At 45.7% G+C, this 24694-nt stretch carries 28 protein-coding genes and 1 other annotated feature (1 of these 29 running past the window's edge); of the genes, 7 read left to right on the top strand and 21 right to left on the bottom strand.

All coding sequences use genetic code 11. From position 1 onward, the window contains the following. Window positions 1-9 precede the first annotated feature (9 nt). From KNO78_RS01745 to KNO78_RS01730, 4 genes are read right to left on the bottom strand one after another with little or no spacing between them, the layout of a single operon-like run. Window positions 10-201 carry a hypothetical protein gene (locus tag KNO78_RS01745; RefSeq protein ID WP_074037402.1) on the bottom strand — a complete coding sequence of 64 codons (192 nt, stop codon included), beginning with the start codon at window positions 199-201 and terminating at the stop codon, window positions 10-12. Continuing rightward, the gene (locus tag KNO78_RS01740) at window positions 194-730 is read right to left on the bottom strand and encodes a hypothetical protein (RefSeq protein WP_214691107.1); all 537 of its coding nucleotides are present in this window, start codon (window positions 728-730) and stop codon (window positions 194-196) included. Before KNO78_RS01740 ends, KNO78_RS01745 begins: the two co-directional genes overlap by 8 nt. Then, complete coding sequence (locus tag KNO78_RS01735; RefSeq protein ID WP_074037404.1) at window positions 727-1314, bottom strand: phosphatase PAP2 family protein; 588 nt, start codon at window positions 1312-1314, stop codon at window positions 727-729. The genes KNO78_RS01740 and KNO78_RS01735 overlap by 4 nt, the downstream gene beginning before the upstream one ends. Further along, window positions 1314-1859 (bottom strand): phosphatidylglycerophosphatase A family protein, encoded by a 546-nt coding sequence (locus KNO78_RS01730; protein ID WP_015881233.1) that lies wholly within the window; start codon window positions 1857-1859, stop codon window positions 1314-1316. Before KNO78_RS01730 ends, KNO78_RS01735 begins: the two co-directional genes overlap by 1 nt. A 175-nt stretch (window positions 1860-2034) precedes the next feature. Here KNO78_RS01730 and KNO78_RS01725 point away from each other — a divergent pair, with 175 nt between their 5' ends. Then, window positions 2035-2544: a YjcG family protein gene (locus tag KNO78_RS01725; protein ID WP_015881232.1), complete on the top strand. Its 510-nt coding sequence runs from the start codon at window positions 2035-2037 to the stop codon at window positions 2542-2544. Window positions 2545-2546: 2 nt separating this feature from the next. Here KNO78_RS01725 and KNO78_RS01720 read toward each other — a convergent pair whose 3' ends face one another. Continuing rightward, complete coding sequence (locus tag KNO78_RS01720) at window positions 2547-2735, bottom strand: hypothetical protein (protein ID WP_015881231.1); 189 nt, start codon at window positions 2733-2735, stop codon at window positions 2547-2549. An 83-nt stretch (window positions 2736-2818) separates the two neighbouring features. Next, window positions 2819-3592 carry an enoyl-ACP reductase FabI gene (fabI, locus tag KNO78_RS01715; RefSeq protein WP_074037406.1) on the bottom strand — a complete coding sequence of 258 codons (774 nt, stop codon included), beginning with the start codon at window positions 3590-3592 and terminating at the stop codon, window positions 2819-2821. 149 nt (window positions 3593-3741) lie between these two features. Between fabI and KNO78_RS01710 the strand changes: the two genes are divergently transcribed. Continuing rightward, complete coding sequence (locus KNO78_RS01710) at window positions 3742-4908, top strand: FtsW/RodA/SpoVE family cell cycle protein (protein ID WP_031421494.1); 1167 nt, start codon at window positions 3742-3744, stop codon at window positions 4906-4908. A gap of 35 nt (window positions 4909-4943) precedes the next feature. On the opposite strand, the gene KNO78_RS01705 is transcribed toward KNO78_RS01710, so the two are convergent. The 3 genes from KNO78_RS01705 to yjbM are packed head-to-tail and all read right to left on the bottom strand — an operon-like array spanning window position 4944 to window position 7265. Further along, window positions 4944-5807, bottom strand: a complete 864-nt coding sequence (locus KNO78_RS01705) for an RluA family pseudouridine synthase (protein ID WP_214691108.1) — start codon at window positions 5805-5807, stop codon at window positions 4944-4946. Window positions 5808-5810: 3 nt separating this feature from the next. Further along, window positions 5811-6608: an NAD kinase gene (locus KNO78_RS01700; protein WP_196430470.1), complete on the bottom strand. Its 798-nt coding sequence runs from the start codon at window positions 6606-6608 to the stop codon at window positions 5811-5813. A gap of 12 nt (window positions 6609-6620) precedes the next feature. Further along, on the bottom strand, window positions 6621-7265 hold the full coding sequence (gene yjbM / locus KNO78_RS01695; protein ID WP_214684573.1) for a GTP diphosphokinase: 645 nt from the start codon (window positions 7263-7265) through the stop codon (window positions 6621-6623). 109 nt (window positions 7266-7374) lie between these two features. Between yjbM and KNO78_RS01690 the strand changes: the two genes are divergently transcribed. Beyond that, the gene (locus tag KNO78_RS01690; protein WP_074037412.1) at window positions 7375-7956 is read left to right on the top strand and encodes a CYTH domain-containing protein; all 582 of its coding nucleotides are present in this window, start codon (window positions 7375-7377) and stop codon (window positions 7954-7956) included. A gap of 86 nt (window positions 7957-8042) precedes the next feature. Next, complete coding sequence (locus tag KNO78_RS01685; protein WP_074037413.1) at window positions 8043-8816, top strand: DsbA family protein; 774 nt, start codon at window positions 8043-8045, stop codon at window positions 8814-8816. Window positions 8817-9020: 204 nt separating this feature from the next. On the opposite strand, the gene pepF is transcribed toward KNO78_RS01685, so the two are convergent. From pepF to cls, 3 genes are read right to left on the bottom strand one after another with little or no spacing between them, the layout of a single operon-like run. Next, a complete protein-coding gene (gene pepF, locus KNO78_RS01680) occupies window positions 9021-10823 on the bottom strand; it encodes an oligoendopeptidase F (protein WP_214691109.1) in 1803 nt (600 codons plus the stop codon). A gap of 22 nt (window positions 10824-10845) precedes the next feature. Next, a complete protein-coding gene (locus KNO78_RS01675; protein ID WP_214691110.1) occupies window positions 10846-11901 on the bottom strand; it encodes a competence protein CoiA in 1056 nt (351 codons plus the stop codon). Between the two features lie 12 nt (window positions 11902-11913). Then, a complete protein-coding gene (gene cls, locus KNO78_RS01670; RefSeq protein WP_214691111.1) occupies window positions 11914-13425 on the bottom strand; it encodes a cardiolipin synthase in 1512 nt (503 codons plus the stop codon). A gap of 83 nt (window positions 13426-13508) precedes the next feature. Between cls and KNO78_RS01665 the strand changes: the two genes are divergently transcribed. Further along, entirely contained in the window at window positions 13509-14234 is a 726-nt protein-coding gene (locus KNO78_RS01665) for an SDR family NAD(P)-dependent oxidoreductase (protein WP_214691112.1), read from the top strand. A 38-nt stretch (window positions 14235-14272) separates the two neighbouring features. Here KNO78_RS01665 and KNO78_RS01660 read toward each other — a convergent pair whose 3' ends face one another. The 4 genes from KNO78_RS01660 to KNO78_RS01645 all read right to left on the bottom strand — a co-directional run bounded on the left by KNO78_RS01660 (window position 14273) and on the right by KNO78_RS01645 (window position 17110). Beyond that, entirely contained in the window at window positions 14273-15505 is a 1233-nt protein-coding gene (locus KNO78_RS01660) for a DUF2254 domain-containing protein (protein WP_214691113.1), read from the bottom strand. Window positions 15506-15568: 63 nt separating this feature from the next. After that, on the bottom strand, window positions 15569-16225 hold the full coding sequence (mecA, locus tag KNO78_RS01655; protein WP_015881218.1) for an adaptor protein MecA: 657 nt from the start codon (window positions 16223-16225) through the stop codon (window positions 15569-15571). A 171-nt stretch (window positions 16226-16396) separates the two neighbouring features. Beyond that, the gene (gene spxA, locus KNO78_RS01650; protein ID WP_015881217.1) at window positions 16397-16795 is read right to left on the bottom strand and encodes a transcriptional regulator SpxA; all 399 of its coding nucleotides are present in this window, start codon (window positions 16793-16795) and stop codon (window positions 16397-16399) included. Window positions 16796-16972: 177 nt separating this feature from the next. Beyond that, window positions 16973-17110 carry a hypothetical protein gene (locus tag KNO78_RS01645; protein ID WP_015881216.1) on the bottom strand — a complete coding sequence of 46 codons (138 nt, stop codon included), beginning with the start codon at window positions 17108-17110 and terminating at the stop codon, window positions 16973-16975. 222 nt (window positions 17111-17332) lie between these two features. Here KNO78_RS01645 and KNO78_RS01640 point away from each other — a divergent pair, with 222 nt between their 5' ends. Beyond that, window positions 17333-17866: an HD domain-containing protein gene (locus KNO78_RS01640; RefSeq protein WP_074037421.1), complete on the top strand. Its 534-nt coding sequence runs from the start codon at window positions 17333-17335 to the stop codon at window positions 17864-17866. Between the two features lie 76 nt (window positions 17867-17942). On the opposite strand, the gene KNO78_RS01635 is transcribed toward KNO78_RS01640, so the two are convergent. The 5 genes from KNO78_RS01635 to KNO78_RS01615 form a co-directional block, all read right to left on the bottom strand. Beyond that, window positions 17943-18893, bottom strand: a complete 951-nt coding sequence (locus tag KNO78_RS01635) for an ABC transporter ATP-binding protein (RefSeq protein ID WP_074037423.1) — start codon at window positions 18891-18893, stop codon at window positions 17943-17945. Continuing rightward, window positions 18893-19966: an ABC transporter ATP-binding protein gene (locus tag KNO78_RS01630; RefSeq protein WP_015881213.1), complete on the bottom strand. Its 1074-nt coding sequence runs from the start codon at window positions 19964-19966 to the stop codon at window positions 18893-18895. Before KNO78_RS01630 ends, KNO78_RS01635 begins: the two co-directional genes overlap by 1 nt. A 23-nt stretch (window positions 19967-19989) precedes the next feature. After that, complete coding sequence (opp3C, locus tag KNO78_RS01625) at window positions 19990-21015, bottom strand: oligopeptide ABC transporter permease (RefSeq protein ID WP_074037425.1); 1026 nt, start codon at window positions 21013-21015, stop codon at window positions 19990-19992. Further along, complete coding sequence (opp3b, locus tag KNO78_RS01620) at window positions 21015-21941, bottom strand: oligopeptide ABC transporter permease (RefSeq protein WP_074037427.1); 927 nt, start codon at window positions 21939-21941, stop codon at window positions 21015-21017. The genes opp3C and opp3b overlap by 1 nt, the downstream gene beginning before the upstream one ends. Window positions 21942-22247: 306 nt before the next feature. Further along, window positions 22248-23867: a peptide ABC transporter substrate-binding protein gene (locus KNO78_RS01615; RefSeq protein WP_074037428.1), complete on the bottom strand. Its 1620-nt coding sequence runs from the start codon at window positions 23865-23867 to the stop codon at window positions 22248-22250. Window positions 23868-24136: 269 nt separating this feature from the next. Here KNO78_RS01615 and KNO78_RS01610 point away from each other — a divergent pair, with 269 nt between their 5' ends. Then, the gene (locus KNO78_RS01610) at window positions 24137-24505 is read left to right on the top strand and encodes a DUF3899 domain-containing protein (RefSeq protein ID WP_159562017.1); all 369 of its coding nucleotides are present in this window, start codon (window positions 24137-24139) and stop codon (window positions 24503-24505) included. A gap of 42 nt (window positions 24506-24547) precedes the next feature. Then, window positions 24548-24694, top strand: a binding site (T-box leader) (it continues 62 nt past the right edge of the window).

Here is a 24694-nt window from a genome sequence, read left to right as displayed (position 1 = left end):
CTCTTGCCATTATGAATTCGCAGTGACCGGGTTTCTGCGATAAATCGTCACGCCACCATGCTTGGCCTCTCCTACTACTTGAAAGAGCCAGCCTTTCTCAATCAAAATGGTTCGAACGGATAAAAAATCTTCGCGTGGCACGTTCACTTCATCCACTTGTTCGTCCAATAATTGTTGAAATGTCATTTCCCAATCAGTCATGTTGATTCTCCTTACGTAAGTCTTCATCATGCATCCATTCAAATAGACGACGTCCTGATTCTAAGCGGTCCGCCTTATCCAACAATGCTGTCGGGACGATCCGCGTCGCCTCAATCGACTCATCTCCGGCAAAAACGACTGATTCATTCGTCATCTGTTCAATATACTGAAGCGCGAACAATAAAATCGATTTTTCTGTTTCCAATCCGCTTTCCCGTATCACAACATCAAATGACTCATCTCGTTTATTGTCCACTAGTAACGTCCGCCCCCCGTCGAGTAGAGCCAACGACGGCACAGCATCGACATGAAAAACTTCATATGAACGATAGGTGTGCTCATCACACAGTAAAAGGGGAACAAAACGACGTCGACCCGTCCATTTCTTTAACTGGAACAAAATTTTCATCGAGGTGAACCATGTCGCCCCTTCTCTATCTTTTTCCACTAATATCGTGGGAACTGATGCATCATCAGCTTCTTTCTTTTGAACGAATAACCATTTTGCTACATCTACCACAACGATCAAACCGTTCTCCTCCTTATGATCCATTCAGACAATGCAATCATCGTCAACGCAACGAGCCAACCGCCAAGCACATCACTAAAGTAATGAACGTTTAAGATGACTCGGCTGAGCGAGACCGCAAGGACGAGGCACAAGAGAATGAAGATGACGACTCTCGACTGTTTCTTTCGATACAGTACATAAGCTGTCAATCCATATAGTGCAAGCGATCCTGAGGCATGTCCGCTCGGAAAACTGTATGTCGTTGCATCGAGTGATGCATCAATGAGCGGTCGGTCGATTCCGTAGACGAGCTTCAGCACTTGAGTAAACAGAAGTGTCCCGATTCCGACGAGCGCTAGGCGCCACGCTTCGATACGGTCCCCACGCCAATACCAGAACAACAATCCTAATATGGAGAGTCCCACAATGACTTGTGCACTCCCGAGCTCTGTCACGTAGGCAAACACTCGATCCGGTAGCGGCTGTAACCATTCATATACGAATGTGTTCATCGGATCGACCGCCCCTAAAACGACAAACACCGACACGATCACATATGCGACCGTCCCGGTGATGACCACCATCTGCGGTGTCCACTTCATCAATACAACCCTTTTCTTTCACGCATCTCTTCTTCTCCGAAATCGACCATATCTCGTAACCGGTGCGCCAATCGTCCTGAAGCGTTGGCAGCGATGGCACCGACGAGATCGTCCATGAACGTATGCACTTGCCCATCATCCATCTTCGTGTCGAGTTGTTTGATGATACCGATTTTTGCCTTGTCTAAGTATCCGAAAGTCGTAACGGCAATCGAACCATATGTGTTGACGGCACCGATCGCAATCGTCTCGTCCACTCCAAATAAACCTTCGTCTGAGGCGATAATCGACAGAAGCGGTTCAGATAATTGCCCTTTTTCAGCCAACATATCGAGCTCTGATCCCACGAGAATCGCATGTTGTAGTTCACGTTTATCAAGAACCGCCTCGACAGAATCCATACAATCTTTTAGAGAAAGATGCGGCGAATAGGGTGCCTGCATCTGGTATACGATTTCAGCAATCGATTCAATTGTGACCCCGCGTTCGAGCAAACGAGCACGAGCCGCTTCTCGGACATCACGTGAGTGTGGTACGTGTTTCATAATAGGCGCAGGATCGAAATCCCGCTTCACATCCCTTCGTTCAGAGAGTCATCGTCTCTCTATATGATATAACCATTATACTGAAAAATTGAAAAAAGACGAACCCTGCTTTGACTTCCCACATTAAATCGGTCATCATTAACATGTAGGTTAAACGATTAAAGGGGGAAGAGGAATGAAGATTGGGGTAGTCTTATTTCCGTCTAAACAAGTGCAAGATTTTGCGAACTCTTATCGAAAACGCTATGACACAAAATATGCGTTGATTTCACCTCACGTGACCATTAAAGAGCGGACAGAGGTGTCAGAAGAAGACTTGCCGAAAGTACTCGAGTACTTGCAACAAGTTGCGGATTCGACTAAACCGATTCAGTTGAAAGTCGATGGCGTCCGGTCTTTCGCACCGACGAACAATGTCTTGTATTTAAAAGTGTTACCGACACGTGATTTGTCGACTCTTCAGCAACGACTGCATGAAGGTGTGCTCAACCAAACACCGAAATATGAATTCTTGCCGCACATCACGATTGGTCAAGATTTGACCGATGCCGAGCTGTTCGACGTCCTCGAACGTATGCGTATGGAGCAGGTTCATTTCGAAGAGACGATCACTCGCATGGCCGTCATGTATGAACTCGAAAATGAAACATGGAACGTCTATGAGACGTTCCGTTTCCGAGGCTAACCTTATATGCTCCGGTCGACATAGCGACCGGGGTTTTTTTCTTGCTCTTCTTCAAGCCATTCTTCACGTCGTGGTCGGATTCGTTGGACACGTTTGATTCGTGTCACCGGTTCGATGCTTGCTCGACCTGATGGCTGGACTTGTCGGTTGACGTATTGTACGACAGTAAAATCAATCTGATAGGGACCCATGATCTGACCTCCTTCATAGGTCCTTACCCGATTTATTCACGAGGTAATACAAAAATGGCGCATCACTGCGCCATTCCCCAAACTTATAAAATATGGTATCCGCTATCTACGTGAATGACTTCGCCGGTCACGCCACTTCCCATCCCCGAGAGGAGGAAGAGGCCTGTCGAAGCTACTTCTTCCGCCGAAACGTTTCGACGCAATGGCGCCTTCTGTTCAAGCTCAGAAAGGATACTGTTGAAATCACCAACCCCTTTGGCTGACAATGTACGAATCGGCCCCGCCGAGATAGCATTGACACGCACACCATGTGGACCGTATTCGTTCGCCAAATACTTGACGCTCGAATCAAGTGCCGCTTTGGCGACACCCATCAAGTTGTAGTTCGGAACGACACGCTCGCCGCCGAGGTAAGTGAGTGTGATCACCGAGGCGTCTTGTGCGAAGTAAGGCTTCGCCGCTTTCACAACTGCCGTCAAACTATATGCTGAAATGTCTAATGCCTGCGCGAACTGACCACGTGTCATTTCTGAGAACTCACCGCGCAATGCTTCTTTGTCAGCAAATGCGATCGAATGCGCGATTCCTTGAATCTCGCCAGCTTGTTCGTGAATCGAACGGAATGTTGAATCAATCGCTTCGTCATTCGTCACATCACACTCAAGTAGAATCGCTTCTTGTTTCAACTCACTCGCGAGTGACTCGAGACCCGATTTGAATCGTTCTGCCGCATACGTTAACACGAGCTTCGCCCCTGCCTCATCAAGCGTTTTGGCAATCGCCCATGCAATCGAGCGCTTGTTGGCAATCCCCATGACGACGTACGTTTTATTCGTTAATGTTGGATAAATTGACATCATAAACTCCCCTTTTTAGTACCTGGTGATAATATCTGTTCTCAGATTACAGAAAGGTTTCTGTTTTGTCAACCGACTCGTTACGTATTGCGATTTTTTTAAGTTGCGGTAAGATAAAATACGTATAGAAAGGGTGATTCGACTCCATTATGAACCGTATACAATCATATTTTAAAAGTTTAGATACGACACTGTTGACCATCGTCTTCCTATTGATGATCATCAGTCTCGGTGCAATCTATACCGCTCAACCGATGTTGCCAACGCGACTTCAACATATCAACTTCGCTCTTGAACAAGGCATTCGTTATGTCATCGGCTTTTTTGCAATGTTCGCGATCATGACGATTGAATATGAGCAACTCCGGAAAATCCATTGGTACTTATACGCATTCGGTCTACTTCTGCTCGTCGGTCTGATTCCGTTACGTGACACGTCGCTCGTACCGAACATCAACGGGGCGTATGGTTGGTATAACGTGCCTGGGTTCAGTTTCCAGCCAGCCGAATTCATGAAGCTCTTTTTATTGATTTCTATGTCGACCATCGTCTATGAGCACAATAAACGTTACGGATCGTCACAACTCGATACATGGCTCCTCGTGAAACTGGTACTAGTCGCCATCCCGCCGCTCGGGCTGATTGTGACACAACCGGACTTAGGGACCGGGCTCGTTCTGATGACGATGCTCGGCGCCATCATCATTGTCTCGGGAATCGGTTGGAAGTGGCTTCTTGGTCTCTTCAGCGCTGCGGCTTTGACCATCGGCACATTCATGTATCTGTTCTTTGCCCATTTCGAAGTCTTACAAGCATTCGTACCTGGACACGCCCTCAACCGCTTCCAGGCCTGGATTTATCCTTACGAATATTCAGATGATCTGGCATTCCAATTAATCAAATCGCTACAGGCGATTGGTTCTGGACAGATGTTCGGAGCAGGATACGGCCAGGGTCTCGTCTATTTACCGGAATCTCAAACGGACTTCATATTTGCTGTTATCGCAGAACACTATGGGTTCATTGGCGCAGCTCTCGTGATCATCGTCTTCTTCTTATTCCTCTATCGGATGATTCACATTGCGTTAGAGTCTAGTAGCGCGTTCGGAAGTTATATCGTCACCGGTGTCATCGCCATGTTCACGTTCCAAGTGTTCCAAAACATCGGTATGACAATCGGTGTCTTGCCGATCACTGGACTTACCCTCCCGTTCGTCAGTTACGGGGGAACAGGGATTATCATGAACATGATTGCCATCGGTCTCGTCATGAACGTGGCTTCTAAATCAAAAACCTATATGTTTGATGATGATTGACAAAATCCCTCAAGGTTTTACCTTGAGGGATTTCTTTATACAGTTCGAAAATCTTCCGGAATTGGCGCATCAATCTGAATCTCATCCCCTGTCATCGGATGAATGAATCGCGCAGACGCGCTGTGAAGGGCGTGACGGGGCATACGAGTCGTCCCCCCATACATGGAGTCCCCAATGAGCGGATGACCGATATGGCGCAAATGCACGCGAATTTGATGGGTCCGTCCCGTCTCGAGTCGAATCGTCAATAACGAGCCGCTCTCAAATGGCTGACATGCGAGGATATGCGTGATGGCGTGTTGTCCCTCAGTTGTCACGACTCGCTCCATAATCGAATTCTCGGCACGCCCGATCGGTGCTTCAATCGTTTGTGGTGTCACTTCTTCTTCGACCAATGCCTTGTACGTACGCACCAATCCATTCGCTTTCTGAAGTTCACTAAATCGATGATGAATAAATCCATACTTTGCAAACAAGACGACACCGCTCGTGTCGCGATCGAGCCGATTGATCACGTGAATCGCAGATGACAGACCGATGCGTTGATAATAGCCGAGTACAGCGTTCGCAAGTGTATCGGTCGGATGTAGTCGTGATGGAATCGTGGCAATCCCTGCCGGTTTATCGACCGCCAACAGCGTATCATCTTCATACAGAATTCGAATAGGCCGATCTGAGGCGACCATATCGAGTGAAGGGGCTTCAAGCGGGAATCGCACCATCACTTCATCTCCTGGTTCAAGTTCATGTCTTACGGTGCGGTGCACGCCATTCACTTCAATATCCCCTTCATGCTTCACGAGCGTGAGCATCTTTCGAGAAATCCCCATATCTTGCATTAAAAAGTCGCGAAGTGGGACGGCTTTCTCCACAACGCGACGAATCGTAAACCCTTGCATTCGTTACTTTCCTTCCTCGATGAACGATTCGCGAACTCGGCGCCAGAATGGGAAGGGCCGGAAGCGAGCGAACGTCACTTTTTCTTTTGCGACCGCACATCGAATCGAGACGACATCCGACCAGGACAACGCTTCTTGATGGTCAAACGCCAATTCAAATTCGGTTTTCGTGTGCGGTTTGATTTTCACTTGATGGTGTTTTGGTAAGAGAAGCGGTGCACCGATCGTTCGATACACTAGGTTGTTGATTGAAGCCATCTCAGTCACTTGAATGGCTTCAATCGATGGGTGAACGATTGCTCCACCGAGTGCCTTATTGTAGGCGGTCGAACCCGATGGTGTCGAAATACATAATCCATCTCCACGGAACGTTTCAAAGTAGTCGTCTCGAATCGATAAATCACAGACGAGCGTTCGCTTGTAGTTCTTAATCGTGCAATCATTCATCGCCAGTCGACGATCAGTCTCCCCGTCCTCATAGTCAATGAGCACCTCAACGAGCGGATAGGAGACCGGCTCGAACGATTCGCTCGTGATCATCTCGGTCAATTCATCCAACTCATCCGGTTGCCAATCGGCATAAAAGCCGAGATGCCCGGTATGAATCCCGACAAGTAGCGTTTCATCGAGTCGGTCGATGTATTTATGAAACGCCTGTAACATCGTCCCGTCCCCTCCGACCGATACTACGATTCGGGGCTGTTCAGATAATGTATGCCCGGCGGCTTGAAGTTTTTGAGTCAGTTCCTCGGCGATCTCCGCTGATCGCGTATCTCCCCTCGATACAATCGCAAACTGCATATCGGTTTCCCCCTAGTCTTCGTCCGTTTTCACGTTCATCTCTTTATCCCGAAACACCTGCTGGGCGTCCTGAATTTCAACGCGGAGTTGGCTCATCTCGGCATCGAGTAAAAAGGCCGCCTCGGCTGCGCGTCTCAATCGTTCCTGCACTTCAAGAGGCATGTCACCATCATATTTATAATTCAATGAGTGCTCAATCGTGGCCCAGAAATTCATCGCAAGCGTGCGGATTTGCACTTCAACGAGCGTAGGGATTTCACCTTGAATCGTCTGAACCGGGTACTCGATGATGACATGATACGATCGATAGCCCGAGTCTTTCTGATGGGTAATGTAATTGCGTTCTTCCACTATTTTAAAATCTGTTCGACGATGTAGCAAATCCAAGACGTGAACGATATCATCGACAAATTGACACATGATTCGTAATCCCGCTATATCCTGCATATCCGTCGCCAATTCATGGTCAGCGATATTTTTTCGTTTCGCTTTCTCGAGAATGCTCCCGACCGGCTTCACTCGACCTGTGACAAATTCAATCGGAGAATGGTCATTTTGGGACTTGAATTGCTTTCGAACGGCTTTCAATTTGACTTTCAACTCGTCTACCGCGATTTGATACGGTACTAAAAACTGATCCCAGTTCATTGATTGCATACGCTGTCACCACTTTCGTTCTTTTCCGGAAAAAACGCGTCCTTTCCGTATGTATCCGTTTGTATGGTATCATAAACGAACAATTGTTCATAGAATGGAGCGATGATTCATGACCCAAGAAGTGGAAATTGAATTTAAATCAATGTTGACGAAAGACGAGTATGAGACACTCCTACGTGCCTATCAGCTTGATGACCAAGTTCGTTGGCAGGCGAATGATTATTTCGACACCCCTTCCTTTCAGCTAAAAGCGAACGGGGCAGCACTTCGCATTCGCGAGAAGAAACATGGTCAAGTGCTGACGTTAAAGCAACCCAACGAGGTCGGCTTACTTGAGACACACGCCACAATTACAGAAGATGAGGCTGAGGATTTGTTTAAGTATGGAATCATTCATGACGAGCAAATGAAGCAGGCATTGGCTCCGTTTCAGCTAAATGCACCGCTTGAGCATCTCGGTCGACTCGAGACGAACCGGGCAGAGCTCCAGACAGAAGACGGTCTCCTCGTTTTGGACGAAAGCCATTATTTGGAGACGACCGACTATGAAATAGAATTTGAAGTGACGAATGAAGAAGAGGGAAAACGTGCGTTCGAAGGACTTCTTGAAAAACATGGTCTCCCCTATCGTCCCGCTAAAAATAAAATCGTCCGATTCATGGAATTAAAAATAAGTCGGTTGGAAGGTTGAGCAGATACATTGCCAACCTTTTTTTTTCGTTGCTACAATGAGTTTACAAAGTTAAATGAGTTTTTTGACGAGAGGAGGCGACACAAATGGAACTTGAACAATGTAATGGGTCATCCTGTTCACTGGAAGAAACTCCTATTCAAGTAACGTATAAGCCATTGGAGTTATTCTATTTCATGGACATCTCAAGTCCTGAGAACTTTCATGTGATGACACTGATCAAAAAGTTAGAGATTGAATACGGACACGTGATTCGTTTTCGAATGGTCTCTACCGTTCCTAGCTGTGTTGGCGGATGTCAGGAAGAAGTTCGCCTTCTCACCATGATCAAAGCGCTGGAATTACAAGGGAAACGTCATGCGATGCGCTTCTTGCGTCATTTGCATGTGAATGATCTATTCTCTGGTGAACAACTTGGTTCAATCGATTTATGGGAAATCGCACGTTCTTTCGAAGAGTATGGCCTTGATTTAAGTGAACTCGAAGCCGATCTTCAATCGAACCAGCTCTTGAATGCACTAGCTGTCGACCATCAAGTGTTGAAAGATTGGGAGATTGAGTTATTGCCCGCACTCACATTCGTGACGCGCGATGAAGCATTGAAGATTGAAGGGGTTTATCCGTACGACGTCTATCAATCGGTCATGACTGAATTGTTAGGTTATGCACCGAGCCGTTCGACCGATTGGGATGTAGCCAAAGTGTTGGCACGCTATGATGCGTCGACCATAACAGAGCTATCGTACATTCTAGACTTGGATAAGACGGTGATTGAACGCGAATTGAAGAAACTCTCCCTACAACAGCGTTGCCGTCCTGTGCCAGGATGTAGCGGTGAAGCGTGGGCTCAAACGAAATAAAAAAGAACCCCATGGCCGGGGAGCCATGGGGTTTTTGACGTCTCAAGCGGGGACAAGAGACATCGAACCTTGAGGCCCGGGGAAGGCCTACAAGATGGGAGAAAGTTTACGGTCAATAAAGGGGTTTGTGATTGATTTCACACTTATAATATACCTAGTGCAGAATCATCTGACAACCTCTTTGTGCATATTGTCACATATTGTTCACGAGAACAATAATGATTCCATTTCATCAAGAACCGCTTCGAACTGATCGAGCGCTTTTAATACCGGCTCCTTCGTCGTCATATCGACGCCAGCCGCCTTCAACACCTCGATCGGATAGTCACTAGAACCCGCCTTCAAGAAGTTATCGATATAACGACGCACGGCTGGCTCCCCTTCTTCCATGATCTGTTGTGACAGTGCAGCAGATGCCGAAATCCCTGTCGCATATTGATAGACGTAGTAGTTGTAATAGAAGTGCGGGATGCGCGCCCACTCATATGAAATCTCTTCATCGATGACAATCTCGTCTCCGAAGTAACGTTTGTTCAACTCGAGGTATGTTTCATTTAAGTACTCCGGAGTGAGCGATACGCCTTCTTGAGCAGCTTGATGAATCATGTGTTCGAATTCAGCGAACATCGTTTGACGGAACAATGTTCCACGGAACGTTTCAAGCTGATTGTTCAACAAGTAGAGACGTTCTTCTTTCGCTGTTCTCGTTTTCAACAAATGGTCATTCAACAAAGCTTCGTTCGTCGTCGATGCCACTTCTGCAACGAAGATCGAGTAATCGCCATACGGATATGGTTGCGATGCGCGCGTGTAATGACTATGCACCGAGTGTCCGAACTCGTGTGCGAGCGTGAACAAGTTGTTGACGTTATCTTGCCAGTTCATCAGGATGAACGGTTGCGTATCGTATGCTCCCGAGGAGTAAGCACCGCTACGCTTACCGCGTGTCTCTCGAACGTCGACCCAACGCGAATCGAGACCGTCTTTGACGATTTGGACGTACTCTTCTCCGAGTGGTGCCAAACCATCTACCATCCATTGTTTCGCTTCTTCATACGATACTTTCATTTCGACATCTTTGACGAGTGGTGTGTAGAGGTCATACATATGCAACTCATCTAAGCCGAGCGCTCGCTTACGCAACGCGACATAACGATGTAACAAGTCGAGTCGTTCGTTTACAGCTTCTACAAGCCCGTCGTATACAGACTCCGGAATCGCATTATGATGGAGCGCGGACTGTCTTGCACTTTCAAACTTACGGACAGTCGCATAGAAGTTATCTTTCTTCACACTTCCTGACAATGTTGAGGCGAACGTATTCAAATATTGCGCGTACGTCCCGTACATCGCTTTAAATGCCCCTTCGCGAACGCTTCGGTCAGCCGATTCAAGGAACGTGATATATCGACCGTGCGTCAACTCAACTTCTTCCCCTTTTTCATTTTTCACTTTCGGGAATTTTAAATCTGCGTTGTTGAGCATACCGAACGTCGAGCTCGATTGACCGAGCACATCTCCGGCTTGTGCCAAAATCGATTCTTCCGCCTCCGTCAACACGTGTGGACGCTCTAGTGCCAACTCATCGAATGCATGACGATAAACGCGAAGTGACTCATTCTGCTCCATGAAGGTTTCAATCTGATTCTCATCAATCGAGAGCAACTCAGGTGTCATAAACGCGAGTTGTGCTGAAACTTGAGACGCAAGTGAGCCGGCACGATCATTCAATGCTTGATAATGGCTATTCGCCGTGTCTTCGTCATAGCGCATATGAGCATACGTATATAGCTTATGTAACTGACGTGAGAGATCGTCCCGAAGTTGCAACGCTTCGTGCAACGTTTCCACCGACTCCCCAAGGCGTCCTTTAAATCCAATCAATGCCGGCACTTTCTCTTTTAACGCTTGAAAATCCGATTCCCAAGCCTCGTCATTGCTGTAGATGGTTTCTAAGTTCCATGTTTCTTCCACTGGAACTTGCTGTCTAGTCAATACCTCTGACATACGTCCACTTCCTTTTCGATGATTAAGTCGATTGTAAAATCAATCGCTGAAGTCCTTGAAACAAACGTGTATCGTGATGTCTGGCCTCCTCGTAATACTTTGGATGCGGCCATGACCTGACATCACAGGATAGACGACTCGCATTCAAGAGTTGTTTCCATTGTACATGAAATGACTGGGAAAAGTCGCTTGTCGGTGTCACTCCAAATTGTCGACATGTTTTTTGAATACTCCATTCCACGGAATCGCGCGGTGACTCGTATCGATTCAAATAATGCACGGTCTGAAAATCAATCGGATGTACACGGATTCCCCAAAGCGATGAAAGCGGAAGGTAACAGGCGGTCGGTAATAATCCGGGTAACAGACCAAGTGGATAGAGCCGATTCAATATGAGCCGTCGATTTAGCGGAGACGGATAAATCGGCAACATGCGTTTACGACGAATCATCTCTATCCATTCAAAAGCATCGAACCGATAATAGGCTTCGTACGGTGACGTGTTCACTGAAGATGAGATTTCCCAGTTTCCGATTCCATACTTGATCGAAATCGGAAATCCTTTGAAGCGTAACAATCTCCCATTTTTCACAGTCAATAACCGATGTCGCTGAAAAAGTTCTAGACGCATCCATGGTTGAAACGATTGATTGCTTCTCAAATCGAGACCGCTCGCAATCCAAACCACATCAAACCCCGCTCGTCGATAATCATTCGTTCGTTCGGCGTATTCTCCAGGTTGTAAAGGAGACGCCTGAATTTCGAACACGGTGTGCTGCCCGTCCATGTTCGTGAGGATGTCAGCCCGACGATTCTTAATCGTCACTTCTTGCTCGACAGGATAGCCATTCTCTTGAAGCCACTGGCATATTGCCCATTTATCCTGATGATGCATGACCGATTCAGCTCTCCCACAGGTGTGGATATGCGCAAAATGCAGCCGTTTCTTCACACCTTGCTTCACAATCAACATTTCTTGACAAGTCGGGCATCGAAAAGGAGCAAGTTGCTCTGCTTGCATCCGATTTAATGTAAAGGAATCAACGATATCCCCTTCCCGATCGATTGCAAACCGCATCTTGCTCCCTCCTCATAGCAGTGGTGAAAACATTCTGGCTAATGATTCAACGAGTTTGATAAAGAATGACCGTTTCGCGAACTCTTCTAATACGAGTTCGTGTGACCCTTCGAAATCATCATATAAGTCTTGTTTCAGTTGATGGACTGAGTTCGTGTTATAGAGGAGCGCATTGACCTCGAAGTTCAAATGAAAGCTCCGAAAATCCATGTTCGCCGTCCCAATCGTGGCTAATCCATCATCCACCACGATGACTTTTGAATGCATGAATCCCTTCTCATATAGATAGATCTTTACACCGGCGAGTAACAGTTCTTCATAATAGGACCGACTCGCGTAGAAAACGATTTTATGGTCGGGATAACTCGGTAAGACGATGCGGACATCAATTCCTGATAATGATGCCGTCTTTAAGGCACTCATAATGTCTTCATCCGGAATCAAGTAAGGTGACGAAATGTAGACAGATTTTTTTGCAGCATTGATGAGTGAAAAGTAAATGGATTTCATCGTCTCATAAGGTTCATCCGGTCCACTCGCAACGATTTGAACCCCTCCGCTCGCACTTCTTACCGTCTCAAGCGGCTCTAGATAGAAAGGTGTGAATAGGCGTTCCCCGGTCATGTAATACCAATCTTGCAAGAAAATCAGTTGCAGTTCAGATACCCCTTCTCCTCTGACATACAGATGAGTGTCGCGCCAAAATCCGAACTTAGAGTGCTCACCCAAGTACTCATCCCCTACATTCAAGCCACCTGTGAATGCCTCGGTACCATCGATGACCACGATTTTTCGGTGGTTTCGATAGTTCGTCTTACTCGAAACGAGTGGCAATACAACTGGAAAGAATGCCTGGACTTGGACACCGGCTTGCTTCATCTCTTCAAAGAACGTGCCACTCGTATGAATGGACCCGACCGCATCGTACAAAAACCGGACTTCGACCCCCGCCTTCGCCTTTTCAATCAAGATTCGCTGTATTTCCCGAGAAATACGATCTTCCCGAAAAATATAATACTCTAGATGTATGTGTCGGGACGCTCCTTTCAGAGCCGGCAATAACTTCGAGAATTTTTCACGGCCGTTCGTCAAGATTTGGGTATACGTATTCGATGAAACAGGTAATTGGTTCAACGAAGAAGTAAGATGCATCAGCTTCTCATAATCGTCGTGGACGAACATAAGAGACGGCGACAACGTCATCGCTTTCTGACGATAGGCCAAGTATGTCTCTTCATCAAGCATCGCTTTTTCTTTGAACATACGTTTACGTCGATAGTTCTGGCCGAATACAAAGTATGCAAATAATCCGATGACTGGAAAACCAATCATGACGATTGCCCAAATGAGCGTACGTTGTGGATTTCGATTTTCAAGTAAGATGACGAGTAATATACTGAACGTTGTCAAAAAGACGAGAATCGAGAACAATCCAATTACTTGTGAGCTCCAGTAATACGATAATATCGCAATGAGTCCTGCGAGCAAAATGAGGGAAAAGAGTACTTGTATGCGTCGCAACATATTATAAGCTGACCTCGTTTCTGTCATGTATTATCATTAATTATACATCGTAACGTCATCTTTTTGAGGGGAGCGAATGAATTATGAGGACTTTTCTGATCACAGGTGCGACAAGCGGGATTGGTCGCGCCGTCGCTTTACAGTTGACTGCTAAGGGGCACCGAGTCATCGGGATCGGTCGGGATGAAACAAGAGGCACCTCTCTCGAGTCTGATTCAAATGGACAAGCCACATTCATTCGATGTGACCTTGCTTCGACAGAGGACATCGACCATCTTTTCTCTCAGTTGAAAGAGCAAGGTGTGACCTTGAACGGATTATTTAATAACGCCGCTACTTTTGGTAGACCGGGCACACCTGAACGTTTGACACATGAGTCGTATAACGAGGTATTCGATGTCAACTTGTATGCGCTGAACACCGTCACACAACGTGCCATTCCCCTATTTGACCAAGGAGCGAGTGTCGTCAACAATGCCGCCATCGTTGGGCACGTCAAGTTTCCACCGATGCTCGCGCACTATGCCGCTTCAAAGGCGGCCGTAATAGCCTTAACTAAAACGTTCGCACACCGAATGAAAGGAAAAGTAAGATTCAATGCCGTTTGTTTTGGACCGATTGACACACCGCTCAGTCACAAGCTATATGGGGGTGAAGCAAAGTTCAAAGAGGCGATGACCCACCATTTCCGGGGATATGCCGCACATCCTGAGGAAGTGGCGCCGGTCGTAGAATTTTTATTGACTGATGCTTCAACTTACATTAACGGCCAAGCCATCACAGTCGATGGCGGATATACATTGTCTTGAACAGAGACCACCTCTTCTTTAGAACAGGTGGTCTCTACTCATGTCGTCATCTTTTTAGCCCGATTCATCTTATTGCGCAAATAGTTCTGTTCTTTCGCATGAAGACGATCCCAATCAATCACATCCGCAAAATATTGAATCATGTCCTCAAATGTCGAATCGAGTGTTTCATGTGCTTGGAGGCGCGCCATTCGAATCGCCTCGAACACGGACCCCATCACAAAGATATCTCGGCTCGCATAAGTCTGCATCGGCGATAGCGATTCAAATAGAATCGTCTCAAGCGTTTTTCGTTTCACATGCCAGTCAGACTTCCCGTTCGAATACAAAAAATCACCATCTGGTAATTCACAAAGTTCTCTTAAAATATCCCCGATGTAATGAATCGCATGAATTGCCGTGTTCGGATCATTGATTCCTGGAGAGATTCCTCTTAGCGCAATCTCACTCAATTTTTCAACCGCAAATGACGGGTCTTGCATCGAAGAACGAACTTCGCCAATCTCAAACAACTCGATGTCCGGCACATCCTCACCCTTCCAGAATCCGAGTAAATCACCTTTAGCAACGAAATCCCCGACGGCTACGACGGACTCAAAGTCCGTTTCTTGATTTCCTTGCTTCTCTCTTAAAAACAATCGGATGTACCCTGTTCGCAGAGCTCGTACCGCTTGACCATCGAATGAATGGACGGATCGAGGCAGGACGAGATGAACCTCATCCGACTCAATCGCATCTTTTTGCTCGCTGATGACAGAGAGCGCTTCTTTATGTAACGCGGACAATAGACGTTCCGCCTGAATCGAAACACTGATCGTCTGGATGAACTTGACGAATGCCCAAATCGAACCAATAACTAAGAGCACACTGATCCCGGACGACAACACGACGCCTTCATCTGCCGTACGGACGAGGAATAAGTTCGAAATCCCATAAACCGTCGTCATGATGAAAAGACCGAGCGTATGCTTGGCCGACGAGTTCGTCAAAAAGTTATTGATCGTCCGGGGAGAGAACTGAGAAGAATATGTTGTCAATACGACCAGAATCGTGGAAAAACTGAACGTCATCATCGTCATCAGGCTCGTAAATGTCGAAGACAACACGGATGCCGCTGAGTCCAGATCTAAATAAATAAAGTCTGGTAATAAATCACGAAAAAAATCCCCAAACACTTGGGTTAATGCCGTTAATACGATGCCACCCATTCCGTATAAAAATGGGACAAACCATGCACTGTCATCAAGTAGTAATCGAATTCGTCTCACCATACCAACACCTCTTTACCGTCGATTTGAAAAAATCGCCTGTCCAACTGAACAGGCGATGTACCATTAAAAATAGTGACGCACTTTCGCAAAGACGTCGCCATCGAGAATGAGTTTCCCATACTCTTCTAGCATCGGTTGCGTCTGTGTACTGAATGTTAAATACTCTGCTAAAAGACTGAGTGCATTCTCTTCGTCTTCCGGTTCCATTTCATCCGGGAAATCAATCCACAAGTAGTAACGGTCTTGATAGTGGTATAGTTTCAAATCAAGATCGCTGAACATGTCTCCTGTACGTTTACTCAGCGAAATGATTGCCTCGAAATCATTTGTTTCCATCGCGAGTGGTGCCCAAGCATCTGCCTCGGCTTCAAGTTCATCCAACTCACTCAATTGGTCGAGTACCGATTGTTGATCCCGTGCCTCATCGATTGCTGATCGAAGAAGCGAACCGAGTTCAGAATCGTCTTCCGTGTCCATTACATTTTTCGCGATTGTCACAGTCACTTCTAGACCTTTTTCAAAAGCTTGTACTTGAATCCATAGTGGACCATCAAACGAGATGTCTTCACGTTCGTGAGCCTCGTCCATCATTTGCCAGAACAGCTGCTCGCCTCGTTCTCGATTGTACCAAATTTCATCACGAGCAAAACCACGTTTCTCGATATCCACGTATGTGATGAAAAATTTGACGGTATTATCATTGATGCGCTCAATTTTCACGATTGTCCACTCCCTTCTCATCTCGCTCCCAATTCACATAAGGAGGAGAGGGGAAATTGTCTTTTTATCTTTGTACCCTTTTTAACATCGTTCAATCTAGATGAAGGGTTATAACTTTATTTTATAGGAAATAATCGATAATAAAAAGCACACTGCTTAAACAGTATGCTCTCATTCATTCACAAGTCGCTGGGCTTCCTGTAATTGGAACGTCCGAACTTTACGTGGCAAGAATCGACGAATCTCATCTTCGTTATATCCGACCTGTAAACGTTTCTCATCAATCAGAATCGGACGACGTAAAAGACCTGGATATTCTTGAATCAAATCGTAAAGCTGTTGAAGAGATAACGCATCAACAGACACATCGATTTTAGAAAAGACTTTCGAGCGAGTCGAAATGATTTCATCCGTCCCGTCTTCTGTCATACGTAAAATTTGTTTAATCTCATTCAATGAGAGCGGTTCTGAAAATATGTTTCGTTCTGTAAACGGGATATCATGTTCTTCGAGCCAAGCCCGTGCCTTTCGGCAAGATGTACAGCTTGGAGACGTATAAAGTGTGACCATTTTTCTTCCTCCCTGATCGAGTATGCGTCCATCTTTTTAAGTGACTCTATTTGTATACCCAAATTCGCATCCACTTAATTATAGTAATTCTTATTTATCAAAACTTCAATGATATTCTTTATCAATCAGATATGAAAAGAGGGCGCATTCGTTGAATGCGACCTTGAACGACCTAACTTAAGACGCAGGGATTCGAGAAACCGGTTGAGACACCGTCTCTTTCCCTGGCTTGACTTGTAAGTCTTTCAGCTTTTTCTTCAATACTTCTTTCAAAAGTCTCTTTTTCTCTCGCAGAACTTTGTCACGTTCTTTCATGGCCTCTCACCCCCATACAGCGTAAGGAACCGACCGAGCATTACCGATTCTGAAAATCTTGAAGTTGCACTATATCTACATTTAAATTATAGCACACTCGTTTGTGAAATGTGAATCATTCTTACACGTTCATCTCAAATTTACACAGATATCATTTGCAATGAATTGAAGAAACCTGTATATTTTATAGAAATAACCTTTTTATTTTAAAGGAGGAGAGCGATGATGAGAATCACTTTAGAAACGATTATGAAACATCCGGTTACCCAAAAATATTTAACTCGATCTGGCTTAAAACATGCGGTCGACGTCTGTGAACGCGCTCTCGAAATGGCAACGAAACGTGGTCTTGATACAGATTTGGCGACGAAAGCTGCGCTTCTTCATGATATCGGACACTATGAATGGTATACAGAAGGTAAATGGAATTATGATTTGTATCGTCAGAACGATATCCATGCGATTAAGGGGGCCGAACGTGCCCACAAATTATTGATTCGTTTAGGGGAAGATCCAGCCCGAGCAAAAGAGATTTCTGTCATGATTCTCTTGCACACGGATTCCTACCTACCACCGAGTCGTATTCAACGAACTCCACTTCAACAGCTCGTCCATGACGCGGACACGTATGTGGAGCAGCCAGGCGGTCTTCATCATTACGAGACAATGGAAATTGAAGATGCGTTAGCTCGCGTCCGTCTAATCGACGCCATCGTGGAACGTCTTTCTAATTTACCACGCATCTCGAACGGATAATCAGTCACCTACTTTAATAGGTGATTTTTTTGTGCAAAAAAATCCTGACTCAATAAATGAGTCAGGATTGATTTCGTTATACGAGTTGCGCTTTATACGCTTCGTACTCTTCGTCTGTGAGCGAGACATAGTGCCCCGGCTCAACTTCGCGAAGTGGCGGGATACTTGAATCTTCATCTGAACGTCCGACTGGACCTTTCGATGTCGATTCATATACGATCCGTTTACGTGTACGCTCATGCTCTGGGTCTGGAAGCGGAATCGCTGAAAGGAGCGATTTCGTATAGGCATGAATTGGGTTCTCATAAAGGCGATCTGCTGTTGCAAGCTCTACGAGGTGACCTTGATACATAACACCGATACGGTCAGAGATGTATTTAACCATCGATAAATCGTGAGCGATGAACAAATACGTCAAATCGCGATCGCGTTGCAATTCTTTCATCAAATTGACGACCTGCGCTTGAATCGAAACGTCAAGTGCAGAAATCGGCTCATCGGCGATGATGAAGTCCGGTTCAACCGCAAGAGCACGGGCAATCCCGATACGCTGACGCTGACCACCTGAGAATTCATGTGGATAACGGCTCGCGTGCTCTTTCGTCAAACCAACTGTTTCAAGAAGGTCATATACGCGGTTCATGCGGTCTTCTTTCGTCTTCGCAAGACCGTGAATATCGATTCCTTCTGCGATGATATCGGCGACTGTCATACGCGGATTGAGCGAAGCGTATGGATCTTGGAAAATCATTTGCATCGCACGGTTGAATTTCAACTTGTCTGCCTTCGATTTTTTTTCGTGGACGTTTTCGCCTTTGAACACGACATCGCCATCCGTCGCGTCGTAGAGACCGATAATCGTACGTCCTGTCGTTGACTTCCCACAACCAGACTCACCTACGAGTCCAAGCACTTCACCTTTGTAAATATCAAATGAAATCCCGTCGACCGCTTTGACAACGCGGCCACGACCAATTTTAAAGTGCTGCTTCAGGTTTTTTACCTCGAGTAATTTCTCGCGTTCCATTATTCAGCACCACCTTTCGTAAACGATTTTGCGAACGCACTGTCTGGACGATATTTGAGAGCGAGTTCACGAATCGCGCGTGGCGGGTTCACCGCTGGCGCTTGCGGATGTAACAACCAACTCGAAGCGAAGTGTGTATCACTTACTTGGAACATCGGTGGCTCTTTCTCAAAATCAATCTTCATCGCGTATGGATTACGCGGTGCGAATGCATCCCCTTTTGGAGGATCGAGCAAGTTTGGAGGCGTACCCGGGATTGCCGGTAACGCTTCATTGCGGTCATCTGTCGGACGCGGCATCGAACCGAGAAGTCCCCATGTGTATGGGTGACGTGGCTCATAGAAAATCTCATCAACCGTTCCTTTTTCAACGAGACGTCCCGCATACATAACAGCAACACGGTCAGCCATGTTCGCAACAACGCCAAGGTCGTGCGTGATGAAGATAATCGCTGTGCCGGTCTTTTGCTGAATGTCTTTTAACAATTCAAGAATCTGCGCTTGAATCGTTACGTCGAGTGCTGTTGTCGGTTCATCGGCAATCAACACTTTTGGGTTACATGCGAGTGCGATCGCAATAACGATCCGTTGTCGCATCCCACCAGAAAGTTGGTGTGGATACTGTTTCAAGCGCGCTTCAGGGTTTGGAATCCCTACAAGTGTCAACAGTTCGAGCGTACGTTTCTTCGCATCCTCGCCCGTTAACCCTTGGTGCTGTTTCAACCCTTCTGCGATTTGCTTGTAAATTGTCATCGTCGGGTTGAGCGATGTCATCGGGTCTTGGAAAATCATTGCGATGTCGCGACCACGAATTTTAAGCATTTCTTTTTCCGAAAGTTTCGCCAAGTCTTTTCCTTCGAACATGATTTCTCCGTTCGTGATTTCACCTGGAGGGTTCGGAATGAGACGCATAATTGCCTTCGAAGTAACGGATTTACCCGAACCCGATTCTCCTACGATGGCGAGCGTCTCGCCTTTTTTCAAATCAAACGAAACACCACGAACAGCCTGAACTGTTCCTGCATATGTGTGGAACGAGACCTCTAAGTCTCGGACTGATAAAATCGTTTCCATGCACGAGTCCCCCTCTTTCTTTTTTATTTACGCATTTTCGGATCGAACGCATCACGCAAACCGTCAGCAAGCAAGTTGAAGCTGACCATAAGCAAGACGATGATGATAGACGGGATAATAAGAAGGAACGGGAAAGTTCGTAGTTCTTTGTATCCATCGTTGATCAACGTACCAAGTGATGCCTGTGGTGGTTGAAGCCCGATTCCGATAAAGCTGAGGAATGCCTCGAAGAAGATGGCAGATGGAATCGTGAACATGAGTGTGATGATAATGGCACCCAATGTGTTCGGAATTAAATGTTTGAAAATCAAGCGTCCACTTGAAGCACCGAGTGTACGAGCTGCCAAGACGAACTCTTGGTTTTTGAGTTTGAGAATCTGACCTCGAACGAGTCGACTCATCCCAATCCAACCGGTGATGGCCATGGCAAGGATGATGGTGAAGACACCTGGGTCAAAGATCAAGATGAACAAGATGATCAAAATCAAGTTAGGTACACCTGTCAAGATTTCAACAATACGTTGCATGATGTTATCCGTACGTCCACCGAAGTAAGCTGAAATACCACCGTATGCAACTCCAATGATTGTATCGATGATGGCTGCGACTAAACCGATAAAGAGGGAGATTCGTGTCCCTTCCCAAATCCGCGACCAAAGATCACGACCGAGATAATCGGTACCAAACCAGAAGTTTTCTTCTACATTCTTCTGTTCGTAGAAGTCGATTTCACGACCTCCAAGTGTTGCCAACCCATCAAATCCAGCCCATTCAAGTCCAGTGACTTTAGGCGGTAGTTTTGCTTGCGAGATGTTCTGTTCGTATGCATCTCGGCTTGAGAGCATCGGTCCAAACAAAGCGAGTGCGACGAGAATTAAAATAATCGAGAGCGAGATGATAGCCGCCTTGTTTTTCTTTAGGCGCATCCATGCATCTTGCCAAAAGTTCAAACTTTTTCCGGCAATCCGCTCACCAAGCTGTTCATTCATTTCAACTGGTGTGAACATGTCTTGGTCGAACTGTTCGTAATTCTTTTTGTTTTCAATCATCAGTTATTCCCCCCAAGACGAATACGTGGGTCCACAACCCCATAGAGCAAGTCGACAAGTAAAATGATAATAATGAAGAGGGCCGAGAAGAAGAGTGTCGTGCCCATGATGACAGAGTAATCATTCAACGTGATTGACGTAACGAACAATTCTCCAAGACCAGGTACTGCGAAAATTTTCTCGATAACGAATGTACCCGTTAAAAGTCCAGCTGTCATCGGTCCAAGAATCGTGATCGCTGGGATCATCGCGTTACGTACCATGTGTTTCCATACGATGGCGTTACCCGTCAACCCTTTCGCTTTCGCGAGCGTGACATAGTCTTGTCCGGTTACTTCTAACATCTCGGTTCGGACGAAACGGGCAATTGCTGCCGTAACCCCGAGCGATAACGAGATGGTTGGTAAGATCGTATGAGCTGGAGATTCCCAGAATGCTACCGGAAGCAACTGTAATTTAACTCCAACATAGTACTGAAGGAGGGCTGCAAAGACGAATGATGGGACGGAAATCCCGATTACCGATACGAACATTGAACCATAGTCAATTGCCGTATTGTGACGAATCGCCGCAACAACACCCAACAATACACCTAATAGAGTTCCAAGTACTAATGCCTGAACCCCTAATTGTGCCGATGGACCAATTCGTTCCATAATCAACTCAGTTACTGGACGGTTAGCCGTACGGAACGATACGCCAAGGTCACCTTGTAGCATGTTTCCAATGTACGTCGCATAGCGGACCGGAAGCGGATCATTGAGTCCGTAGCGGTCATTCAACAATTGAATTTGTGATTCTGTCAGTTTTTCCTGGTTCTGATAAGGCGAACCTGGGAGCAGGTCCATCAGGAAGAACGTGAACGTGGCAATCAAGAAGAACGTGATGAGGCCGTAAGTCAGCCGTTGTAGGATATAACGTCCCATGAATAAAAACCCCCTGTTTTGTCTAATTCTTTCTACTACTTGCACCAACAGCTTCACTATGACATATGACCTATTTTTCAAATTCACAAAATGAAAGGAATTTTCTGAAAGAATAGCATATACGTCATCTCAAGGCTCTTAGTACAGCGACTGAAAATAAAGAAAATTCTTTTCAGAGATTATTCTGAATTTTCACTGTTACTACATTATACTTTACCAACAAAACATTTGAACAGTATTTTCTCATACTTCGCTAGAATTTTTTAGAAAATTGGGGACATGCGGTTAGCATGCCCCCTCCTTCCATTACTTAATATCAACGTATTTGTACTGGTAATCAGCACCAAATAATTGACGGTTGAAGTTCTCGACGTTTGGACGGATCAAGTATGCCACACCAGCTTGGTAGATAGGCATGATTGCTTGATCTTGTTCAATCAAGAGGGCTTCAGCTTCTTTGAACAAGTCGTAACGTGCATCGATGCTTGTTTCAGCAGATGCTTCATCAATCAACTTGTCATACTCAGATGACGAGTAGTTGATGTCGTTTTGTCCATTGTCTGAAGTGAAGATACCAAGGTTCGTAAGCGGATCTTGGTAGTCAGGTCCCCAAAGTGCGAATGACATTTGGTAGTCCCCTTTTGCTTCACGCTCAAGTTTGTTGTTGAAAGGTTGTTGTGCGATCTCAACCGTTACGTTCGGCAAGTTCGACTCGATTTGACCTTTCATGTACTCAGAGATTTGTTTCGATACTTCACTGTCGAACGAGAGGAGTTCGATTGTTGTTGCTTCTCCACCGGTTACTTCTTCCCAAAGTGAAGCAGCTTCTTCAGTGTTTGTTTTGAAGTATTCCACGCCCTCTGTATAATCCGTTCCGTCTTCATACTTGATGAAGTCTTTCGGGATGAATGACGTCGTTGCTACTGAACCGTTGTTCAAGAGCTGATCGATAATCCCTGATGGGTCGACTGCACGTGCGATTGCTTTACGTGCATTTACATCAGAGAAAAGTTCATCTTCATGGTTAAACTTGAAGTAACCAACTGCAGAACGAAGACCTGTGTTGTAATCTTCATCCTCTTGGAATGCTGCGACTTGTTCTGATGCGAGACCAGCATAGTCGACATCGCCCGCTTCATACAAGTTCACGACTGTAGATGTTTCTTTAACAACTTTCACATCAACTGAGTCGAGAGCAACATTTTCTGCATCCCAATATGATTCGTTTTTCGTTAAGACATAGCCTTGTTCACGATCCCATTTAGTCCATGTGAACGGTCCGTTATAAAGAAGGTTTTCAGGACCAGTCGTGAAGTCTTCACCTTTTTCTGTAGCGAATGCTTCGTTGATCGGAGTGAATGTACCGAACGAAGTAAGTGAAAGGAATGATGGGTCTGGACGCTCGAGTGTAACTTCGAGTGTCTTCTCATCGATTGCTTTTACGCCAAGCTCTTCTTTTGGTGTGTCACCAGTGTTGATTGCTTCAGCGTTTTTAACTGTGTTCATGATGTATGCGTACTGTGAGCCTGTTGCAGGATCAACAGCTCGTTGCCAAGCGTAAACAAAGTCGTTTGCTGTGACCGGTTCCCCGTTTGACCATTCAGCATCACGAAGTTTGAACGTGTAAACCGTTTCGTCTTCGTTTACTTCTGGTTCGCCTTCAGCAAGTGCCGGGACGGCATTTCCATCTTTATCAAGACGGTAAAGACCTTCCATTGTGTTGGCGATCAAGTTGAATGCGACCGCGTCTGTAGCAAGAGCCGGATCGGCTGTTGTGATATCTGACGTATCCGTCAAACGAAGAACTTTCTCTCCGTTTGAAGAAGAACCGCCGCCATCAGAGTCTCCGCCTGTCGAACAAGCTGCGAGAACTGAACCGAGTGCCAAGATGATTGTCATCATGAGCAAAATCGATTTTTTCTTCATTGCGATTTCCCCTTTCGTTTTAAAAAACTAGCCGATCGTCGAATAAACATCTTACTTTTTCTTTAATTTTCTGAATATTTCATAAAGTATTCGACGAAAGAACGTTAGGGCTATTGTAAGAAATTTTTAATATAACTGTCAACTATTGAATAAAACGCTCTCATTTGATTTAACATTCTTACTCGCTTTCTGCCCCACCTTCCTAGTATCATAGAAGAAACACGGAATGTTGATGCATTCCCTCTAACGCTCGAAAGGAGATTACATCGTTGAAAAAGTTTCGAAATATATTGATTGTTTGGGGGATTGTCACACTTTTCTATACGGTGTGGTCAATTTTTTCCTATTTCCGAACTGAGTCCTTCACGTTTCATTTGAGTGGCGGCTTGTTCGTTTCAGGTATTCTGATATTTGCCATCGGGATGTTCTCCCATATGAGTGCAACAGGTCTATTTGACGGAATCATGTACGGATTTAAGCGTAATCGACGTGCAAAGTTGAAGGAAATTGACGCGGACTATGAAGAAGATGAGGAAGAAGAACCGGAAGATCGACAACTTCGTAAACAATCGGCTTGGAACTGGGTGTATGTCGGAGTTGGAAGTATCGCTCTCTCATTTCTCGTCGCTTTGATTTAATCTTTTCGTCACTTGAATCCTGTGCTAAACTAAATGCAGAATAAGAACACTTGGATGAAGACAAGTAATTCAATTCCCCTTTTCCTCAGAGAGTCTACGGTGCTGTGAGTAGATGAAAAGTTATTGAATGAATGGACTTCGGAGTGGCTCGCCTGAACAAAAAGTATGGCGAGACGGTTCACGCCCGTT

The organism is Exiguobacterium sp. s132 (assembly GCF_018617235.1).
GTDB lineage: Bacteria > Bacillota > Bacilli > Exiguobacteriales > Exiguobacteriaceae > Exiguobacterium > Exiguobacterium profundum.
This window is presented reverse-complemented; position numbering and strand designations above follow the sequence as displayed.

Coding starts and splice junctions, on each gene's coding strand:
- KNO78_RS01635 (WP_074037423.1), bottom strand. CDS start 18,893: ATGGAACGCGAGAAATTACTCGAGGTAAAAAACCTGAAGCAGCACTTT.
- KNO78_RS01745 (WP_074037402.1), bottom strand. CDS start 201: ATGACTGATTGGGAAATGACATTTCAACAATTATTGGACGAACAAGTG.
- fabI (WP_074037406.1), bottom strand. CDS start 3,592: ATGTCAATTTATCCAACATTAACGAATAAAACGTACGTCGTCATGGGG.
- KNO78_RS01705 (WP_214691108.1), bottom strand. CDS start 5,807: ATGCAAGGGTTTACGATTCGTCGCGTTGTGGAGAAAGCCGTCCCACTT.
- KNO78_RS01700 (WP_196430470.1), bottom strand. CDS start 6,608: ATGCAGTTTGCGATTGTATCGAGGGGAGATACGCGATCAGCGGAGATC.
- KNO78_RS01645 (WP_015881216.1), bottom strand. CDS start 17,110: ATGAAAGAACGTGACAAAGTTCTGCGAGAGAAAAAGAGACTTTTGAAA.
- KNO78_RS01720 (WP_015881231.1), bottom strand. CDS start 2,735: ATGGGTCCCTATCAGATTGATTTTACTGTCGTACAATACGTCAACCGA.
- KNO78_RS01660 (WP_214691113.1), bottom strand. CDS start 15,505: ATGGTGAGACGAATTCGATTACTACTTGATGACAGTGCATGGTTTGTC.
- cls (WP_214691111.1), bottom strand. CDS start 13,425: ATGTTGCGACGCATACAAGTACTCTTTTCCCTCATTTTGCTCGCAGGA.
- KNO78_RS01615 (WP_074037428.1), bottom strand. CDS start 23,867: ATGAAGAAAAAATCGATTTTGCTCATGATGACAATCATCTTGGCACTC.
- opp3C (WP_074037425.1), bottom strand. CDS start 21,015: ATGATTGAAAACAAAAAGAATTACGAACAGTTCGACCAAGACATGTTC.
- yjbM (WP_214684573.1), bottom strand. CDS start 7,265: ATGCAATCAATGAACTGGGATCAGTTTTTAGTACCGTATCAAATCGCG.
- pepF (WP_214691109.1), bottom strand. CDS start 10,823: ATGTCAGAGGTATTGACTAGACAGCAAGTTCCAGTGGAAGAAACATGG.
- KNO78_RS01685 (WP_074037413.1), top strand. CDS start 8,043: ATGGAACTTGAACAATGTAATGGGTCATCCTGTTCACTGGAAGAAACT.
- KNO78_RS01665 (WP_214691112.1), top strand. CDS start 13,509: ATGAGGACTTTTCTGATCACAGGTGCGACAAGCGGGATTGGTCGCGCC.
- spxA (WP_015881217.1), bottom strand. CDS start 16,795: ATGGTCACACTTTATACGTCTCCAAGCTGTACATCTTGCCGAAAGGCA.
- KNO78_RS01725 (WP_015881232.1), top strand. CDS start 2,035: ATGAAGATTGGGGTAGTCTTATTTCCGTCTAAACAAGTGCAAGATTTT.
- KNO78_RS01710 (WP_031421494.1), top strand. CDS start 3,742: ATGAACCGTATACAATCATATTTTAAAAGTTTAGATACGACACTGTTG.
- opp3b (WP_074037427.1), bottom strand. CDS start 21,941: ATGGGACGTTATATCCTACAACGGCTGACTTACGGCCTCATCACGTTC.
- KNO78_RS01675 (WP_214691110.1), bottom strand. CDS start 11,901: ATGCGGTTTGCAATCGATCGGGAAGGGGATATCGTTGATTCCTTTACA.
- KNO78_RS01630 (WP_015881213.1), bottom strand. CDS start 19,966: ATGGAAACGATTTTATCAGTCCGAGACTTAGAGGTCTCGTTCCACACA.
- KNO78_RS01690 (WP_074037412.1), top strand. CDS start 7,375: ATGACCCAAGAAGTGGAAATTGAATTTAAATCAATGTTGACGAAAGAC.
- KNO78_RS01730 (WP_015881233.1), bottom strand. CDS start 1,859: ATGAAACACGTACCACACTCACGTGATGTCCGAGAAGCGGCTCGTGCT.
- KNO78_RS01640 (WP_074037421.1), top strand. CDS start 17,333: ATGATGAGAATCACTTTAGAAACGATTATGAAACATCCGGTTACCCAA.
- KNO78_RS01735 (WP_074037404.1), bottom strand. CDS start 1,314: ATGAAGTGGACACCGCAGATGGTGGTCATCACCGGGACGGTCGCATAT.